Raw genomic sequence first — 13,716 nt, forward strand, 5'->3', positions numbered from 1 at the left:
GGCTTGCCAGCGATGGCGGCCTTATAGCCGACCAGTCTCTGGCGGATATACCCAATTCCAACTGTGGGAGCTGGCTTGCCAGCGATGGCGGCCTTATAGCCGACCAGTCTCTGGCGGATATACCCAATTCCAACTGTGGGAGCTGGCTTGCCAGCGATGGCGGCCTTCCAGCCGACCAGTCTCTGACGGATATACCCAATCCCAACTGTGGGAGCGAGCCTGCTCGCGAAAGCGGAGTGTCATTCGCAGATAATTGGACTGGAGAGACGCCTCGCGGGCAAGCCCGCTCCCACAGGGGATCAGTGTTTGCCAATTGCAGTAAGCCTGATTGAGGCGGTTAACCGCGAATAAACGCCAACAAATCAGCATTGATGGTTTCAGCCTGCGTCGTCGGCATGCCATGCGGAAATCCCGGGTACGACTTAAGTGTGCCGTTGGGCAGCAGTTTCGCCGATAACGGTGCGGAGTTGGCGTAAGGTACGATCTGGTCATCCTCGCCGTGCATCACCAACACCGGCACGGTGACTTTTTTCAGGTCTTCGGTGAAGTCAGTCTGCGAGAACGCGACGATGCCGTCGTAATGCGCCTTGGCCCCGCCGATCATGCCCTGGCGCCACCAGTTGGCGATGATCCCTTCCGCCGACTCGGCGCCCGGGCGGTTGTAGCCGTAGAAAGGTCCGCTCGGCACATCGCGATAGAACTGCGCGCGATTCGCCGCCAACTGCGCCTGAAAGCCATCGAACACCGATTTCGGCAAACCGCCCGGGTTGCTTTCGGTCTGCACCATCAGCGGTGGTACGGCGCTGATCAACACCGCTTTGCTGACCTTGTCCTGACCATGCCGGGCGATGTAATGGATCACTTCGCCGCCGCCGGTGGAATGGCCGACGTGGACAACGTCGCGCGTACCCAGATGATTAACCACTGCCAGCACATCGTCGGCGTAGTGATCCATGTCGTGGCCGTCCCAGACCTGGCTCGAGCGGCCATGCCCGCGTCGATCATGAGCAATCACCCGAAAGCCCTGTGCCAGGAAAAACAGCATCTGCGCGTCCCAGTCATCCGAGCTGAGCGGCCAGCCGTGGTGGAAGTGGATCACCGGCGCGTCGCGCGGCCCCCAGTCCTTGTAGAAGATGTCGACGCCGTCTCGAGTGGTGACAAAGCCCATATTCGTTACTCCTGACCTGTGATGGACAACCGCGAGGTTCGCGGACCGGTTGCGCAGAGATACGACGACTCAGTGCGAGCCGTTATCAACTGTAGGAGCAAAGCCGGGGTCTGCATGACCGCTGGTCACAACGTGTGGCTTGCTGCGCAAATTAGGCTTTGCTGAAAGGGATAAGCGCGGGCGTCCGTAGGTTTTTGCGACCACAGCGACGCCCCTTTGCAATACGTGAGTCTGAGGAAATCACCCGATGCTGACCCTGAATATCAATGGCAAGGACCAAGAGCTCGATGTCCCCGCCGACATGCCGCTGCTCTGGGTTCTGCGCGATATCGCGCACCTGACCGGGACCAAGTTCGGTTGCGGCATGGCCCAGTGCGGCGCCTGCACCGTGCACGTCGACGGCGCGCCATTACGCTCCTGCATTACCCCGGCGACTGCCGTCGCCCATGGGCAGAAAATCCTCACCATCGAGGGCTTGTCCACCGATGGCTCGCACCCGGTGCAGCAGGCCTGGGCCGAGCTGGACGTGGTGCAGTGCGGTTATTGCCAGTCCGGGCAGATCATGTCCGCCGCCGCATTGCTGGCGAAAATTCCCAAGCCCACCGACAGCGATATCGATCAGGCGCTCTCCGGCAATATCTGCCGCTGCGGCACCTATCCGCGCATTCGCGCTGCGGTCAAACGCGCCGCCGAAATCGGCTGAGTCATTCTCTGGGAGAGGAACGATGAACAGTCCTGTATCGCGTCGCGGGTTTCTCAAGGGCAGCGCACTGTTAAGCGGCGGCCTGATGGTGGCGTTTGTGGTGCCCGGGGCCAACCGCTTTGCCCGGGCGGCAGAAAATCAGAACAAGACCTTCGCACCCAACGCGTTTCTGCGCATCGCGGCGGACAACAGCGTCACCGTGCTGCTCGGTCATTCGGAAATGGGCCAGGGCATCTGGACCGGCCTGACCATGCTGATCGCCGAAGAACTGGACGCCGACTGGTCGAAAATCCGCGTCGAGCACTCGCCAGCCTCGGCGGCGGATTACGGGTTGCCGGCATTTGGCGGCATGCAGATCACCGGTGGCTCGACGTCGACCTGGATGGAATTCGACCGCTATCGACTCGCCGGGGCGACGGCGCGGCAGATGCTGGTGGAAGCGGCGGCGAAACGCTTCGACGTCGCCCCGTCGACGATTCGCACGGAGTCCGGCGTGGTCATCGCCGGGGACCAACGCGCGACCTACGGCGAACTGGCCGATGCCGCCGGGCAACTGCCGGTGCCGGACCAGAAAACCATCACTTTCAAGGAAGCCAAGGACTGGAAAGTCATCGGCAAACCGACCAAGCGCCTCGATACCCCGGAGAAGATCACCGGCCGCGCCAAGTTCGGCATGGACGTGCAGTTTGAAGGCCTGATGACCGCGATGGTCGCCCGCGCCCCGGTGTTCGGTGCCACGGTGAAATCCTTCGAAGGCGCCGCAGCGCTGGCCATTCCCGGCGTACACAAGGTTGTGCAGGTGCCCAGCGGCGTAGCGGTGGTGGCCGAGCATTTCTGGGCGGCGAAGCTGGGCCGTGATGCGCTGAAGGTCGATTGGGACCTTGGGCCGTTGGCCGACATGAGCAGTGAAAAGCTGCTGGAGAGTTTCCGCAAACTGGCGGCGACGCCGGGCACCTCGGCCACGCAGGCTGGAGATGCCAAGGCCAATTTCGGCAAAGCCGCGAAAAAAATCGAGGTCGAATACAGCGTGCCGTATCTGGCCCACGCGCCGATGGAACCGCTCAATTGCACGGTGAAAATCAGCGCCGGAAAATGCGAGATCTGGACCGGCACGCAATTTCAGACGCTGGACCAAATGGTCGCCAGCAAGATCACCGGGCTCAAGCCCGAACAGGTCGAAATTCACACGGAATTTCTCGGCGGTGGCTTCGGTCGCCGTGCCAATCCGACTTCGGACTTCGTCGCCGAAGCGGTGCAAGTGGCGAAAGCGGCGGACCTGCCGGTGAAAACCGTGTGGGCGCGCGAAGATGACATTCGCGGCGGCTACTATCGTTCGATGTACCTGCACAAGGCGCAGGTCGGGCTGGGCGCTGATGGTTTGCCGATGAGCTGGCAGCATGTGCTGGTCGGCCAGTCGATCATGGCCGGGACGATGCTCGAGGCAGCGATGGTCAAGAACGGCATCGATGCCACCTCGGTCGAGGGCGTGGCCGACAGTCCGTACATCAAGGATCTGCCTCATCATCAGGTCGAGCTGCATTCGCCGCAGACTGGCATCAATGTGTTGTGGCTGCGTTCGGTGGGCCATACCCACACGGGTTTTGTCATGGAATCGCTGATCGATGAACTGGCGACGGCGGCGGGCAAGGATCCGGTGGAGTACCGACGAACGCTGCTCAAGGCGCACCCGCGCCACCTCGGCGTGCTCAATCTGGCGGTGGAGAAGGCCAACTGGGGCGCGCCGTTGCCGGACGGGCATGCTCTGGGCGTGGCGGTGCACGAGTCGTTCGGCAGCTATGTGGCGCAGGTTGCCGAGGTGTCGCAGGACAATCTGGCGATCCGCGTGCATCGGGTGGTCTGCGCGGTGGACTGCGGCATTGCAGTGAATCCGCAGAGCATCGCCGCGCAGATGGAATCGTGCATCACCTTCGGTCTCGGCATGGCGTTGCACAGCAAGCTCACCGTCAAGGACGGCGGCGTCGTGCAGTCCAACTATCACGATTATCAGGTGCTGCGGCTCAACGAAATGCCGGTGGTGGAAGTGCACATCGTCCCCAGCAGCGAAAAACCCGGCGGCATTGGCGAACCCGGCGTGCCACCGACCGCGCCGGCCGTGGCCAACGCCGTGTTCGCCTTGACCGGGCAACGCCTGCGCGAACTGCCACTGCAACTGTCGGGGGTCTGAGATGAAACGACATCTTGTGTTGGGCACCGTCGTGTTGCTCGGTCTTGGTGGCTATGCCTCGGACCTGTTTGCCGAGGATCAGGAAGCTCTGAAAGCCTTTGGCACGGTGCAGAAAGTCTTTCAGAGCCCGCGCTGCCAGAACTGCCACATTCCCGGCGATTCGCCGTTGCAGTTCGACGCTGGCATCCCTCACGCGATGAATGTAGTGCGCGGCATGGATGGCAAGGGCGCCGCCGGTTTGCCCTGCGCCACCTGTCACGCTGAAAGCAATCCGCCGGCCAGTTATGGCCCCCATGCGCCGCCGGGTGCGCCGCACTGGAGCCTGCCGCCAGCGGCACACAAAATGGCCTGGATCGGCCTGCCCTCGGACAAGCTCTGCGCGATGATCAAGGACCGCGCGAGCAACGGCGATCGGGATTTTGCCGCGCTGTTAAAACACGTCAGCGAAGACAAACTGGTGCTCTGGGGCTGGAATCCCGGGGCAGGGCGCGCACCGGTGCCAGTGCCGCACGATATCTTCGTCGCGCAATTCAAACTCTGGGCCGATGCCGGCGGGCCGTGTCCGGTGGCGCAAATGTGATGCCCCGACGATTAAGCGCTACGCTGAACGCATGACTGTCTACGGAGTGTGCGCATGCTGGTGCCCGGAAAACCTGCCAATGAAGCTGCACGTATCGACGCGCTGCATGGCCTCAACCTCGACTCGGCCCCTGAAGAGCGTTTCGATCGTCTGACGCGCCTGGCCAAGCGCCTGTTCAACGTGCCGATCGCCCTGGTCACGCTGGTCGACAAGGATCGCCAGTGGTTCAAGTCCTGTGTGGGTCTGGATGTCAGCGAGACGTCCCGCGATGTCTCGTTCTGCGGCCATGCGATTTTGCAAAACGAGCTGATGCTGGTGCCCGATGCGCTGGAAGATTTGCGCTTTCATGACAACCCGTTGGTCACCGGCGCACCGAATATTCGCTTTTACGCCGGTTATCCGCTGACCGTACCGGACGGTAACAAAATGGGCACCTTGTGCCTGATCGATACCAAACCCCGCCATCTCGACGACGAAGAGCGAGCCTTGTTGCGCGACCTCGCGGAGATGGCCGAGCAAGAGCTGACGGCGGTGCAGATGGCAAGCATGGATGAACTGACGCTGCTGTCCAATCGCCGTGGTTTCAAGCAACTGGCCCAGCATGCGCTGGATGCCTGCGCACGTTTGAACCGACCGGCGACGCTGTTGTTTTTCGATCTCAACGACTTCAAGCAGATCAACGATCTGTACGGGCATGCCGAAGGTGACAGTGCGCTGAAGACCTTCGCCGATGTGTTGCGCATTGCCTTTCGCGAGAGCGATGTGGTGGGGCGCTTGGGCGGTGATGAGTTCGTCGCGTTGCTGACCGGCTCGAGCCACGTTGAAACCACGCGGATCATGGCGCGGCTCAAGGAAATCCTCGAAGAGCGCAACGCCACGCTGCACCGTGGTTACGCGATTCGTTTCAGCGTCGGCCAGATCGAATACGACCCCACACGCCACGAAACCGTTGATCGCCTGCTCGCCGATGCGGATGGCGCGATGTATGCGCACAAGCAAGCTCTGAAAGGCTGTTAGTAACGGCCCCATCGCTGGCAAGCCAGCTCCCACAGAGTCCAGTGACGTTAATGAGGTGTGAGTTCACCTTGAATTCCTGTGGGAGCGGGCTTGCCCGCGATGGCGGTGGGTCAGGCAATTTGATGCTGGCTGATGGAATGTCTTTGCGAGCAGGCTCGCTCCCACAGGTCTCGATGGCGCGGAGGATTTTTTCAGTTCAGCACCATCTATGTGGGAGCGAGCCTGCTCGCGAAGGCGTCAGTCGATCTATCGCCGGATTCGCCAGTGCTCAGCGCTTGGGCGGGCTCAGCTTCTGGTAAAACGCCAGCCATTTCTCGTCACTGGCAGCGGCATCCTCGAGTTCGGGCACGCGCAATGCGTCTTGCAAGGCTTGCGCTTTGAAAGCATCGAACAGATGCCTGACGGCAGTGCTGGCGATGGCGTTGACTGTGTTGGAGGCGAAGGTATCGGGCACGGCGGCGCGCTCCTGTTGCGCCAGGGGTGCGCCCTGAATATCGAGGCGAGTAATGAACGCGTTACAAGTGGCATTCAAGCGAGGCTGGGAGCCGTGCCTGTAGGCTTCGGCGTCGACGGGCAGCGATTTCGCCGCATCATTTGCCCCCGATGGTTTGAGTAATGCAAGGTCGATATCGCGACGCAGCACCACTTCATTCCTGCCAGTGAAAATCTCGAAGACTCTGGCTGGACTCCCACGCAGCAGCGCCAAGATGCCGAATGGCGCAGTGCTGGCGTCAGCCAGCTTGTCCGTGGCTGCCGATACTGGCCGCAGGGCGAGCAGTTCCAGCTCGTGGTCTTCGATGTCGATTCGCTGCGCGAACGGCAAGCGACAGAACGCTTCCTTGAGAAATGCGATATGTGCGTCCTTCATTTGCCTCAGGCGTGCGCTCAGTGCCGCATGGAAGTAGGTCGCCACATTGTGCAGTCTGGGCAACGAGGCAAGCATGGGGGCCAGTTGCAACTGTGCATTGCTCGATTGCCATCCCGCCAGCTTCCCTGTCAGCTTGCCGGCGACATGCAATTCGCTCAACGAGTAATGCGCTGAAGAGGTCTTCGGGTTGGCGTCTGCAACAAACAGCGCCTTCTCCGTGAGGTAGGGGGAATCGCTGAACACCTTGCGCAGATCGGCCAGGGCAACCGTGACGGGAGTGGGCGGTGCCGAGAGGAACGCCCGCCGATAAAGATCGTTCAACAGGCGATTGTGGTTGCGGAACAGGACATCGGCCTGCTTCAGCGTCGTGGCGTCATAAACAGTCACCGGAAATTCGGCGTTGCGCTGGATCAGCCCTCTGGCAACCGCCCAGTCAACGACCAGTGAGGCACAGGAATCCTCGCGCAGGAATTTGTAGAAGTGCGTGGGGGCCGGGCCTTTGGTCAGTTGGTTCAGTTGCTCATAGCTCATCAGGCGTGCCACACCCGGCATTTGGCTTTCGATATACAGCACGACCTGCTTCAGCCTGACCCAACGCGAACAGCTCATGTAACAGAGTGATGGCGGAATATGCCGGGTCAGAAACTCCGGCGCTATACCGGACAACAACAGATGGGTGGCCAACGTCTTGTTTTTGACCGATGCAAGAGCGGGCTGCCGATCAATGAAGCGGCGTACCTCGTCATAGCTGTCGCCCCAGAAATCACGCCCCTCCAGACGTTGCACGGCAATACGGTTCAAATCCTCACCCGCGTTCGGCTCCAGGCTGAGAATCAATGCAGCGAGCAACAGGCGATCGCGGTTGGTGGCCAGCAGGCGTTTCTCCTGCGCCGGAGCACCCAGAATCTTCACCAGCAGATTGCCCAGCGTTTGCGCGCGCGGTGTGATCAGAATTCGGCTGATCAGGTAGTCGGCTTTTGCCTGGAGCGTTTTGAGCGGCAGATCGGTATCGACACCCTCACTGAGGTAGTCGATCAACGGCGGCGAGTCTACGGGTAAAAACGCCTGTGTGGTGTCGATGATGCTCTGACGCTGTTGCGCCGTGAACCGTTCGGTTTGTGTCCACGGCTGGCCGAGCAGATACCAGTGATTCATATGCCCGGGGCGGGTGTGCAGATTGATCCTGAACCATTTCACCAGCGCGAGGGCTTGCTCGACAGTATTCGGCAAAAGCAGATTGTAGAAGCGCAGCATTTGCCCAAGGGTGACTTTACCGCTCGAGCGCAGGGCGCCGCCGGCTTTGCTTGCCTTGGCCTTGAGCTGGTCGCGAAAGAGTTTCAGATCAGCCTGTTTTTCCACCTGCGCCGTCAGGGTGACCCAGCCCTTTACGCTGGCAGTACCGACATGACCGGATTCGGTGACGAGCAATTGACTGTCGGCAGGCAGTCCGTGCTGCTGCAGGATGGCTTGAAAATCCTCATCGGCGCTGAGTGTCTGCAATTGACGCTGGCCATACTTCATCCGTCCCGCCAGCGCGGAATCCGGATGGAGCTCGCTGATTTCCTCGTAATCGATCTTGGCCTTGGGCGCTTTGTTCCAGCTCAGCGCTTCAAGGCGTCGCACGATGTGCCGGTTATCTTCCAGAGCGCCAAATTCTTCACGATAACTGCGGATGGGGTCGTTGCTTTGCACGTAATCGCTGACGTAGGGCAGCGCCGGCCAGCTTTGCTGGCGCAGGCGTTGCGCAAGTGCCTTGGCTTCGCGGGCATCTTGCGGCAACGCAAACTCATAGCGGCCCAGAAGCTCGCCCAGTTTGAGGCGCGGCCCTCTGGCGGGTGCAGAAACAGAGGCCGAAGTGAGGGTTACCGGCGTGTCGAGAAAGCCTCGCTGCTCGAAAGGGTCGCTCGCCAGCAACACTTCATCGATTCGATCGGCGATCGCCCGAAAGTCTTCCAGTTGCGCGTTGCGTTCCTTCACTAGCGCCGACGTGCTCTGGCCGTTTTCATCGATGGCCGCCAGCCCGGTTTTCTTCAGCTCGGCGAGGATGACTCGGGCCTGAATCTGGTTTTGCGGTTCCGGGTAACCGTAGAACGCCAGCACCACTTGCCGTGGAAACCGATACAGCGGATTGGCGGATTTACCGCCGATGTAGGGCAGGCCCAGCCCCGCAGGATCGATACGCTGGGAAATCGACAGCAGCATCGGCGCCATCTGCCACCAGCCCGAATCATCTTCCAGCGTGAACGTGCGGACATCGCTGGAGCCGTTCGAGGGTGTCTGCGCTTGCAGGGTATCGCCCTTGATCTGCAGGGTATCCAGATCGATGTTAAAGCCACTGGCCCAATCGAGAAATTCAGGGCGTTCGAGGGCGCTCCAGTAAAGCTCCATCCATTCGCGCAGCCGGCATGCACGGGGAACCTCCAGCGTGCGCGCCGGTGTGGCGGCGCTGACCACCGGTACGGCGGTCAATTCTGCGATGAGATTGTGAATCAGCGTCTGTTCGTGTACCGGTGTGTCGTCCATCTGCGCCTCCCTGGCGGCTGATAAGCATCGAGCGCCGAGTATCAAAGGCAGGGCAGGGTGGTTGGCGGTACATATGTAGTTGGACGAGCTTTTCTGCAGGCATAAAAAAACCCGCCGGATCCGGCGGGTTTTTCTATTGGCTACAGGAAGATCACTCTTCGATGTTGCCCATCGCGGTGGTGTTGAAGCCGCCGTCGACGTACATGATTTCACCGCTGATGCCCGACGCCAGGTCGGAGCACAGGAAGGCGCCGGCGTTGCCGACCTCTTCGATGGTGACGTTGCGGCGCAGCGGAGTCTGCGCTTCGTTGGCGGCCAGCATCTTGCGGAAGTTCTTGATGCCGGATGCGGCCAGGGTGCGGATCGGGCCAGCCGATACGCAGTTGACGCGGGTGCCGTCCGGACCGAGGGAACCGGCCAGGTAACGGACGCCGGCTTCCAGCGAAGCCTTGGCCATGCCCATCACGTTGTAGTTCGGCATGGTGCGCTCGGCGCCCAGGTACGACAGGGTCAGCAGGCTGCCGTTGCGGCCTTTCATCATTTCGCGACCGGCCTTGGCCAGGGCCACGAAGCTGTAGGCGCTGATGTCGTGAGCAATGCGGAAACCTTCACGGGTGGTGGCTTCGGTGAAGTCGCCGTCCAGTTGGTCGCCCGGGGCGAAGCCGACGGAGTGCACGATGCAGTCCAGGCCGTCCCACTTCTTGCTCAGCTCTTCGAAGACCTTGGCGATTTCTTCATCGCTGGCCACGTCGCACGGGAAGCACAGCTCAGGGCTCGAACCCCAGCCTTGTGCGAATTCTTCGACGCGACCCTTGAGTTTGTCGTTCTGATAAGTGAAGGCAAGCTCAGCGCCCTCGCGATGCATGGCGGCAGCGATGCCGGATGCGATGGACAGCTTGCTGGCGACACCGACGATCAGTACGCGCTTACCGGCGAGAAAACCCATGTGTTGCTCCTCTTTCAGGTTATTGCGCAGTGGCTGGTGCCAGAAAAGCGGCCTCCAGCAACTGCTGTGTATACGGATGTTGGGGGGCGGCAAAGATACTTTGCGCGTCTCCCTGTTCGACCACTTGGCCATGCTTGACCACCATCAGCTGGTGGCTCAGCGCTTTGACGACAGCCAGGTCATGGCTGATGAACAAATACGTCAGGTTGTACTTGGCTTGCAGTGAACGCAACAGCTCCACCACTTGCCGCTGCACCGTCCGGTCGAGCGCCGAAGTCGGCTCGTCCAGCAGGATCAGCGCCGGTTTCAGCACCAAGGCCCGGGCAATGGCGATTCGCTGCCGTTGCCCACCGGAAAATTCGTGGGGGTAGCGGTGCCGGGTTTCCGGATCCAGACCTACCTCCTTCAATGCCGCAATGATCGCCGCTTCCTGTTCGGCTGCGGTGCCCATTCTGTGTATCCGCAGGCCTTCGCCAACGATGTCGTTGACGCACATGCGCGGGCTCAGGCTGCCGAACGGGTCCTGAAACACCACCTGCATCTCCCGCCGCAGCGGGCGAATCTCGTTCTGCGTCAGGCATTCTAGCTGCTTGCCTTCAAAGCGGATCGCGCCTTTGCTGCCGATCAGCCGCAAAATCGCCAGACCGAGGGTGGATTTGCCGGAACCGCTTTCGCCGACGATCCCCAGGGTCTGGCCCTGAGGCAGGCTGAAATTGATGCCGTCCACTGCCTTGACGTAATCCACCGTGCGTTTGAGCAGGCCTTTCTTGATCGGGAACCAGACTTTGAGGTCCTCGACTTCGAGCAGCGGCGCGCCGATTTCATTGCTCGCCGGGCCGCCGCTGGGCTCCGCGCCGAGCAATTCCCGAGTGTACGGATGCTGCGGCGAACGGAACAGCTCTGCGCACGATGCCTGTTCGACGATGCAACCGCGCTGCATGACACATACGCGATGCGCAATTCTTCGCACCAGGTTCAAATCGTGACTGATCAGTAGCAGCGACATGCCCAATCGGGCCTGAAGATCCTTGAGCAAATCGAGGATTTTCAGCTGAACGGTCACGTCCAGCGCGGTGGTCGGTTCGTCGGCAATCAGCAATTCCGGCTCGTTGGCCAGGGCCATGGCGATCATCACCCGCTGCCGCTGGCCGCCGGACAATTCATGGGGCAGCGCCTTGAGCCGCTTGTGCGGCTCGGGAATGCCGACCATTTCCAGCAGCTCCAGCGTGCGCCTGGTCGCCACTTTGCCACTCAGGCCCTTGTGGATGCCGAGCACTTCGTTGATCTGCTTCTCGATCGAATGCAGCGGATTGAGCGAAGTCATCGGCTCCTGAAAGATCATGGCGATGCGGTTGCCACGAATATGGCGGATGGTCTTCTCGCTCAAATCCAGCAGGTTCTGCCCGGCGTAATTGATGCTGCCGGCCGGATGCCGCGCCATGGGGTAGGGCAGCAGGCGCAGGATCGAATGCGCCGTTACCGATTTGCCCGAGCCCGATTCGCCGACCAGTGCCAGGGTCTCGCCGCGCTTGATATCGAAGCTCACGCCCTCGACCACACGGTGTACTCGCTCGCCGAAACCGAATTCGACGGCGAGGTCGCGCACTTCGATCAGATTGTCCTGATTCATTTCACTTCCTCGGGTCGAAGGCATCGCGAGCGGACTCGCCGATAAACACCAGCAGGCTCAACATCAGTGCCAGTACGGCAAACGCGCTCATGCCCAGCCATGGCGCCTGCAGGTTGGATTTGCCTTGGGCAACCAGTTCGCCCAGCGACGGACTGCCGGCCGGCAAGCCGAAGCCGAGGAAGTCCAGCGCGGTCAGGGTGCCGATGGCGCCGGTAAGGATGAACGGCATGAAAGTCATGGTCGAGACCATGGCGTTGGGCAGGATGTGGCGGAACATGATCGCGCCGTTCTGCATGCCCAGCGCGCGGGCGGCGCGCACGTATTCCAGATTGCGGCCACGGAGGAACTCGGCGCGCACCACATCGACCAGGCTCATCCACGAGAACAGCAGCATGATGCCCAGCAACCACCAGAAATTCGGCTGGACGAAACTGGCAAGGATGATCAGCAGATACAGCACCGGCAGCCCCGACCAGATCTCGAGAAAACGCTGCCCGGCGAGATCGACCCAGCCGCCATAAAAGCCCTGTAGCGCCCCGGCAATCACGCCGATGATCGAACTCAGCACGGTCAGCGTCAGCGCAAACAACACGGAAATGCGGAAACCGTAGATCACCCGCGCCAACACGTCGCGGCCCTGATCGTCGGTGCCCAGCAGGTTGTCCGCCGAGGGTGGCGCCGGGGCCGGGACTTTCAGGTCGTAGTTGATGCTCTGGTAGCTGTAGGGGATCGGCGCCCACAGAATCCACGCGTCCTTGGCCTTGAGCAGTTCGCGAATGTACGGACTCTTGTAGTTGGCTTCCAGCGGGAATTCGCCGCCGAACGCGGTTTCCGGATAGCGCTTGATCGCCGGGAAATACCAGTTGTTGTCGTAATGCACGACCAGCGGCTTGTCGTTGGCAATCAGCTCGGCGCCCAGGCTCAGGCCGAACAGGATCAGAAACAGCCACAGCGACCACCAGCCACGCTTGTTGGCCTTGAACAGTTCGAAGCGCCGGCGGTTGAGAGGGGACAGGTTCATCTCAATGCTCCCGGCTGGCGAAGTCGATACGCGGATCGACAAAGGTGTAGGTCAGATCGCCGATCAGTTTCACCACCAGCCCGAGCAGGGTGAAGATGAACAGCGTGCCGAACACCACCGGGTAATCGCGATTGATCGCCGCCTCGAAACTCATCAGGCCGAGACCATCGAGAGAGAAGATCACTTCCACCAGCAACGAGCCGGTGAAGAAGATACCGATGAATGCCGACGGGAAACCGGCAATCACCAGCAGCATGGCGTTGCGGAATACATGCCCGTAGAGCACGCGATGGCGAGTCAGGCCTTTGGCCTTGGCGGTGACCACATACTGCTTGTTGATCTCGTCGAGAAAGCTGTTCTTGGTCAACAGAGTCATGGTCGCGAAGTTGCCGATCACCAGCGCGGTGACCGGCAATGCCAGGTGCCAGAAGTAATCGAGGATCTTGCCGCCCAGGCTCAGCTCATCGAAGTTGTTCGAAGTCAGCCCGCGCAGGGGGAACCAGTCCAGATAACTGCCGCCGGCAAATACCACGATCAGCAGGATCGCAAACAGAAACGCCGGGATCGCATAGCCGACGATGATCGCCGAACTGGTCCAGACGTCGAAGTGGCTGCCGTGCCGCGTGGCCTTGGCGATGCCCAGCGGGATCGACACCAGATACATGATCAGCGTGCTCCACAGCCCCAGCGAGATCGACACCGGCATCTTTTCCTTGATCAGGTCGATGACCTTGGCGTCGCGGAAGAAACTGTCGCCGAAATCCAGCTGCGCATAGTTCTTGACCAAGATCCACAGACGTTCCGGGGCCGATTTGTCGAACCCGTACATGTGCTCGATTTCCTTGATCAGCGCCGGATCCAGCCCCTGCGCGCCACGGTAGGACGAGCCGGCTACCGCCACTTCGGCACCGCCGCCGGCAATCCGGCTGGTGGCGCCTTCGAAGCCTTCGAGCTTGGCGATCATCTGCTCGACCGGCCCGCCGGGCGCGGCCTGGATGATCACGAAGTTGATCAGCAGAATGCCGAACAGGGTCGGGATGATCAGCAGCAGTCGCCGAAAGATATACGCCAGCAT

The 13,716-nt window shown here is 60.9% G+C and carries 10 protein-coding genes; 4 read left to right on the top strand and 6 right to left on the bottom strand.

Annotation, left to right across the window (positions count from 1 at the left end):
• Positions 1-337: 337 nt before the first annotated feature.
• Positions 338-1,168, bottom strand: coding sequence for an alpha/beta fold hydrolase (locus tag AC0Z5Z_RS15715; protein WP_236169531.1), 831 nt, complete (start codon positions 1,166-1,168; stop codon positions 338-340).
• A 247-nt stretch (positions 1,169-1,415) separates the two neighbouring features.
• Between AC0Z5Z_RS15715 and AC0Z5Z_RS15720 the strand changes: the two genes are divergently transcribed.
• The 4 genes from AC0Z5Z_RS15720 to AC0Z5Z_RS15735 are packed head-to-tail and all read left to right on the top strand — an operon-like array spanning position 1,416 to position 5,653.
• Positions 1,416-1,871, top strand: a complete 456-nt coding sequence (locus tag AC0Z5Z_RS15720) for a (2Fe-2S)-binding protein (protein WP_041478642.1) — start codon at positions 1,416-1,418, stop codon at positions 1,869-1,871.
• Positions 1,872-1,893: 22 nt separating this feature from the next.
• Positions 1,894-4,056, top strand: coding sequence for a xanthine dehydrogenase family protein molybdopterin-binding subunit (locus AC0Z5Z_RS15725; protein WP_485611289.1), 2,163 nt, complete (start codon positions 1,894-1,896; stop codon positions 4,054-4,056).
• A gap of 1 nt (position 4,057) precedes the next feature.
• The gene (locus AC0Z5Z_RS15730; RefSeq protein WP_016774149.1) at positions 4,058-4,636 is read left to right on the top strand and encodes a hypothetical protein; all 579 of its coding nucleotides are present in this window, start codon (positions 4,058-4,060) and stop codon (positions 4,634-4,636) included.
• Positions 4,637-4,690: 54 nt separating this feature from the next.
• Positions 4,691-5,653, top strand: a complete 963-nt coding sequence (locus AC0Z5Z_RS15735; protein ID WP_252883563.1) for a sensor domain-containing diguanylate cyclase — start codon at positions 4,691-4,693, stop codon at positions 5,651-5,653.
• A 268-nt stretch (positions 5,654-5,921) separates the two neighbouring features.
• Here the strand turns inward: AC0Z5Z_RS15735 and AC0Z5Z_RS15740 are convergent, their stop codons facing one another.
• The 5 genes from AC0Z5Z_RS15740 to AC0Z5Z_RS15760 all read right to left on the bottom strand — a co-directional run bounded on the left by AC0Z5Z_RS15740 (position 5,922) and on the right by AC0Z5Z_RS15760 (position 13,716).
• Entirely contained in the window at positions 5,922-9,044 is a 3,123-nt protein-coding gene (locus AC0Z5Z_RS15740) for a hypothetical protein (protein ID WP_476249223.1), read from the bottom strand.
• Positions 9,045-9,195: 151 nt separating this feature from the next.
• Complete coding sequence (gene fabI, locus AC0Z5Z_RS15745; protein ID WP_003202751.1) at positions 9,196-9,990, bottom strand: enoyl-ACP reductase FabI; 795 nt, start codon at positions 9,988-9,990, stop codon at positions 9,196-9,198.
• Positions 9,991-10,009: 19 nt separating this feature from the next.
• Entirely contained in the window at positions 10,010-11,620 is a 1,611-nt protein-coding gene (locus tag AC0Z5Z_RS15750; RefSeq protein WP_476249224.1) for a dipeptide ABC transporter ATP-binding protein, read from the bottom strand.
• 1 nt (position 11,621) lies between these two features.
• Positions 11,622-12,641, bottom strand: a complete 1,020-nt coding sequence (locus AC0Z5Z_RS15755; protein WP_016774153.1) for an ABC transporter permease — start codon at positions 12,639-12,641, stop codon at positions 11,622-11,624.
• Between the two features lies 1 nt (position 12,642).
• Positions 12,643-13,716 carry a microcin C ABC transporter permease YejB gene (locus tag AC0Z5Z_RS15760; protein WP_476249225.1) on the bottom strand — a complete coding sequence of 358 codons (1,074 nt, stop codon included), beginning with the start codon at positions 13,714-13,716 and terminating at the stop codon, positions 12,643-12,645.

The sequence above is a fragment of the Pseudomonas sp. 1L-E-NC-VB-C3 genome (genome assembly GCF_057291535.1).

What these genes read in the sequence shown, in the direction of transcription:
- AC0Z5Z_RS15760 (WP_476249225.1), bottom strand. Translation starts at nt 13,716, where the DNA reads ATGCTGGCGTATATCTTTCGGCGACTGCTGCTGATCATCCCGACCCTG.
- AC0Z5Z_RS15735 (WP_252883563.1), top strand. Translation starts at nt 4,691, where the DNA reads ATGCTGGTGCCCGGAAAACCTGCCAATGAAGCTGCACGTATCGACGCG.
- AC0Z5Z_RS15740 (WP_476249223.1), bottom strand. Translation starts at nt 9,044, where the DNA reads ATGGACGACACACCGGTACACGAACAGACGCTGATTCACAATCTCATC.
- AC0Z5Z_RS15715 (WP_236169531.1), bottom strand. Translation starts at nt 1,168, where the DNA reads ATGGGCTTTGTCACCACTCGAGACGGCGTCGACATCTTCTACAAGGAC.
- AC0Z5Z_RS15730 (WP_016774149.1), top strand. Translation starts at nt 4,058, where the DNA reads ATGAAACGACATCTTGTGTTGGGCACCGTCGTGTTGCTCGGTCTTGGT.
- AC0Z5Z_RS15750 (WP_476249224.1), bottom strand. Translation starts at nt 11,620, where the DNA reads ATGAATCAGGACAATCTGATCGAAGTGCGCGACCTCGCCGTCGAATTC.
- AC0Z5Z_RS15755 (WP_016774153.1), bottom strand. Translation starts at nt 12,641, where the DNA reads ATGAACCTGTCCCCTCTCAACCGCCGGCGCTTCGAACTGTTCAAGGCC.
- AC0Z5Z_RS15725 (WP_485611289.1), top strand. Translation starts at nt 1,894, where the DNA reads ATGAACAGTCCTGTATCGCGTCGCGGGTTTCTCAAGGGCAGCGCACTG.
- AC0Z5Z_RS15720 (WP_041478642.1), top strand. Translation starts at nt 1,416, where the DNA reads ATGCTGACCCTGAATATCAATGGCAAGGACCAAGAGCTCGATGTCCCC.
- fabI (WP_003202751.1), bottom strand. Translation starts at nt 9,990, where the DNA reads ATGGGTTTTCTCGCCGGTAAGCGCGTACTGATCGTCGGTGTCGCCAGC.